At 68.5% G+C, this 3,509-nt stretch carries 6 protein-coding genes; 2 read left to right on the top strand and 4 right to left on the bottom strand.

From position 1 onward, the window contains the following. Positions 1 to 328: hypothetical protein (locus tag AX721_RS28345; RefSeq protein ID WP_231754721.1), on the top strand; the 328-nt coding region annotated here is incomplete at its 5' end. A gap of 211 nt (positions 329 to 539) precedes the next feature. Here the strand turns inward: AX721_RS28345 and AX721_RS13770 are convergent. Then, positions 540 to 1,013 carry a GatB/YqeY domain-containing protein gene (locus AX721_RS13770; RefSeq protein WP_068876565.1) on the bottom strand — a complete coding sequence of 158 codons (474 nt, stop codon included), beginning with the start codon at positions 1,011 to 1,013 and terminating at the stop codon, positions 540 to 542. A 99-nt stretch (positions 1,014 to 1,112) separates the two neighbouring features. On the opposite strand from AX721_RS13770, the gene AX721_RS13765 reads away from it, so the two are divergent. Next, positions 1,113 to 1,457: a TfoX/Sxy family protein gene (locus AX721_RS13765; RefSeq protein WP_068876564.1), complete on the top strand. Its 345-nt coding sequence runs from the start codon at positions 1,113 to 1,115 to the stop codon at positions 1,455 to 1,457. A 345-nt stretch (positions 1,458 to 1,802) separates the two neighbouring features. Here the strand turns inward: AX721_RS13765 and AX721_RS13760 are convergent, their stop codons facing one another. The 3 genes from AX721_RS13760 to AX721_RS13755 form a co-directional block, all read right to left on the bottom strand. Further along, positions 1,803 to 2,141: a GIY-YIG nuclease family protein gene (locus AX721_RS13760; RefSeq protein ID WP_068876563.1), complete on the bottom strand. Its 339-nt coding sequence runs from the start codon at positions 2,139 to 2,141 to the stop codon at positions 1,803 to 1,805. 186 nt (positions 2,142 to 2,327) lie between these two features. Then, positions 2,328 to 2,450 carry a hypothetical protein gene (locus tag AX721_RS28605; protein WP_255355326.1) on the bottom strand — a complete coding sequence of 41 codons (123 nt, stop codon included), beginning with the start codon at positions 2,448 to 2,450 and terminating at the stop codon, positions 2,328 to 2,330. Positions 2,451 to 2,486: 36 nt separating this feature from the next. Beyond that, positions 2,487 to 3,509 (bottom strand): DMT family transporter (locus AX721_RS13755; RefSeq protein ID WP_231754720.1); only part of this gene is annotated, 1,023 nt, incomplete at its 5' end.

Below are 3,509 nucleotides of genomic sequence, written 5' to 3'. Positions count from 1 at the left end.
CCTCTCCAGCTCCTCAGAGCTAGCATGGGTGTCCACCAAACCGGGGGAGGATCAGACCGGCTGGCTGTGGGTCGATGACCTGCAAGAGCGACGCTCACTGGAGCTAGAGCTTGCGCGGGAAATGCCGCCCAAGCACCTGCTCTACGGACGAACCGCTCGGCTGCTAGCGCGACACGAGCGCAGAGACGATTTTCTCTTTCGGGTCGGGGAGAGCGAAGTGGCGCAGGTTCACCTCACCTGGAGCGCTGAGACTGACCCGTTGTGGCCGCCCGCGGAGTTGCACCCGACGCTTGAGGCGTGGGCCGCCACCGGCGGGATCATGAGCTAAGACGAAGGTCCCCTTTCCACCCAAATCGGCGCTTCGCGAAGTCTGCTCTCTCGCCCGAAGCGGACCGCCCGTCTGAATGGCCGCTCGGCGCGATGAGGAGACATCGGGACCAGCGCAAGAAGCAGACATTGAGCTTCCGATCCCGCAGGCGTCCGTTCCGAGCCATTGCAGAGGCTGGGTGGGCTTAGCTCCTGAAGGAGGGCCCCCTCCTTCACCCCCTGGCCAACGCGCTGGCCGCCTTGCCGTCATACTGGCCGCCGAAGCTCGTCTTCAGGTGGGCCATGATGCTCCCGACGTTGGCGTCGGGGTTCTTGGCCCGGAAATCGTTGATGGCCTCGCGCAGTTCCGAGTCCGTCATCTGCTTCGGGCTGTACGAGGACAGGATCGCCAGTTCGGTTTCGGCCGCCTTGGTGCGCGCGTCGACTTTCGACGCATCGCCACCGGCGTCCACCAGGCGCGCGCGCTCGCTGCCAAGGTTCTCCAGCGTCAGTTTCGTGTTCTTCAGGAACTTCGCGACGGTTGCGGCGACCTTTTCGTCCGTGACGTCCGTTACGCCGCGCTTGAACTCCTCGGTCGTGATCTGCGTCGCTTCGCCGATCAGCGTGGTGAGCAGGTCAGCCTTCAGACGGTCGTTCGATTTGCGGGCCGAGAGTTGGTCAGCCTTGAGCTGGTCGAGCAAAGCCATGTCGCCGTCCTTTCAATTCACGCTATTCGGTCGCTGTGGTGGGCGAAGAGGGCGCCGTTCGAGGCTCGTCAATCGGCCATCCACAGAGCACAATAAGCCATGGCGACCGAGCGCAAGACAGTGGACTACATCGTCGATCAGATGTCGAAGGCAGGGGCCGTTTTCGCCAAGCCGATGTTTGGGGAGTACGGTGTCTACTGTGACGGCAAGATGGTCGCGATCGTCGGCGACGGGCAGCTCTTCATCAAACCGACCCCGTCCGGTCGCGTCTTGGCCGCGGACGCCGAAGAGGTCTCACCCTACCCCGGCGCCAAGCCCCACCTGCTGATCGGTGCGGAACGCTGGGAGAGTCAGGACTGGCTCAGTGATCTCGTGCGCGCGACGGCGGCCGAACTACCCACCCCTAAGCCAAAGCCGGCCAAGGCGCCCAAGAAGGCCAGCTAGCCACCGCCAGGCAATAAGGCCTCTTCGGCACCGACATCGGTCCTCGGCTTCCGGCCAGCAACCGGACATTCGCGGGCTAGGACGCGCGATGTTAAACAAGCCTCCCGCTCGACAGCTCAGCCGAGAATGATGAGTTGGGCGGCGTCCGCTCCCCACCCTGCGCGGACATACAGGGCGTCCGTTGGCGGGCGGAGACCGAAGGTCCGCTCTGCCGCCGAGCGCTGTGGAAATAGATCGATCTCTTGCGGACACCGATCCTTCCCTCTCCCCCCGCTCGTCATCCCGGGCGGAGCGCTCGTCAGAGCGCGCAGACCCGGGACCCAGCCGCACCGCGCCGACGCTCGCCTAGGGGCGCTGCAGCCATGAAAGCGGTCCTTCCGGTTCCTCGAACCACGGGTCGGAAAGGTCGCGCCAGTCCGGGTTCGCGGTCTCGATCAACTGCAGCTTCCAGTCGCGCCGCCAGCGCTTGATCTGCTTCTCGCGCCGGATCGCCTCTGCCATCACGGCATGAGTTTCATACCAGACGAGGCTCTTGCAGCCGTAGGTCTTGGAGAAGCCTTCGAAGGTCCCGAGCTTGTGCTGACGGACCCGCGCGACGCGGGTGCTCGTCACGCCGGTGTAGAGCGTTCCATTCCGGCCGCTCGCCAGCATGTAGACGGCGATGAGGCCGTCCTGCCCGACCATCGTTGGAAGCTAGGCCGTGAGGCAGCTTGCGTCATCTGTCGTGGCGTAGCTTCGAAGTCGCGTCTGCTGGGTCCCGGGTCTCCGCGCTCTTCCGAGCGCTACGCCCGGGATGACGACCGGTGAGAGTGAATGGCTGCTCCCCCCTGTGCAATCTTCGCAAGGCCCGCCCGGCGGCGGCGTGAGCGCTCAGCGCCGCAGGCTGAGGAACATGGGGACGAGGTAGACGGCCACCAGCAGGAGGAGGCCGACCACCACGGCGCGGCCGATGAGCTTCTTGCGGCGTTCGGCGTCGGGCGTGTTCGCGGTCATGGGCGGGCTTCTAGCACATCGGCGGGCCGGCGCACGTCAGGTCGGCGGGATGTCGGAGGCGAGGTCTTCCGGCGTGCGGGGCTGGCTGGACCAGGCGGCGCCGGCAGCGGCGGCCATGACGGCGAGGACGCCGGCGAGCTGGGCGGGCGCCAGGCGCTCGTGCAGCAGGAGGAGGCCGGCCAGGGCGCCGAAGGCCGGCTCCAGGCTGGTGAGCACGGCGAAGGTGCGGGCCGGCATGCGGGGTAGGGCGTACATCTCCAGGGTGAAGGGAATGGCGGTGGAGATGAGGGCGACGACGAGGGCCAGCGGGAGAAGGTGTGGCTGGAGCAGGGCCTCGAGCCCGGCGTGGTGGATGCCCACCGGGACCACCATGACGGCGGCGATGCCCACGGCCAGGGCCGGGGTGGCGTGGCCGTAGGCGCGGCTGGCGGCCTGTCCCCAGACGATGTAGGCGGCCCAGGAGGCGGCGGCGGCCAGGGCGAAGACGACGCCCAGGAGGTCCAGGCGATCGGCGCCGCCCGCGGTGAGGCCGTGGCCCACCAGGCCCCAGACCCCCGCGGCGGCCAGGGCCGCCCAGACGAGATCGCTGGCGCGGCGCGAACCGGCGATGGCGACGCCCAGCGGCCCCAGGAACTGGAGCGCGATGGCCACGCCCTGCGGCAGGCGGCCGATAGCCAGGTAGAAGAAGAGGATCGCCCCGCCAGTGGCCACGCCCAGCCCCACCAGCGGGCCCAGGGCCACCGCGCCCGGCCAATTCCGCCAGGGCCGCAGGACGGCCATCAGCATGCCCGCGCCCAGGATCAGGCGCAGGGCGGCGGCGCCCTCGGCGCCCACGGCCGGGAACAGGCCCTTGGCCAGCGACGCGCCGACCTGAAACGCGCAGGTGGCGCCGATCACCGCGGCGAACGGCAGCACGACGGCGAGGGCGCTCGCCCGGGTCCGGCCTGGGCTCACGTGCGCCTCCGACTCATGGGCCGACAGGATGGGCGAGCGCGTAGCCGGGCGGAAGGTCCAGTTGCGGGCGGGTGGGCAGGCCGCTTGGGCGTCGTCAGGCGGGCT

Source organism: Phenylobacterium sp. CCH9-H3 (assembly GCF_001557235.1).
In the GTDB taxonomy this organism is placed as follows: Bacteria; Pseudomonadota; Alphaproteobacteria; order Caulobacterales; family Caulobacteraceae; genus Phenylobacterium.
This window is presented reverse-complemented; position numbering and strand designations above follow the sequence as displayed.

What these genes read in the sequence shown, in the direction of transcription:
- AX721_RS13765 (WP_068876564.1), top strand. Translation starts at nt 1,113, where the DNA reads ATGGCGACCGAGCGCAAGACAGTGGACTACATCGTCGATCAGATGTCG.
- AX721_RS28605 (WP_255355326.1), bottom strand. Translation starts at nt 2,450, where the DNA reads ATGACCGCGAACACGCCCGACGCCGAACGCCGCAAGAAGCTCATCGGC.
- AX721_RS13760 (WP_068876563.1), bottom strand. Translation starts at nt 2,141, where the DNA reads ATGGTCGGGCAGGACGGCCTCATCGCCGTCTACATGCTGGCGAGCGGC.
- AX721_RS13770 (WP_068876565.1), bottom strand. Translation starts at nt 1,013, where the DNA reads ATGGCTTTGCTCGACCAGCTCAAGGCTGACCAACTCTCGGCCCGCAAA.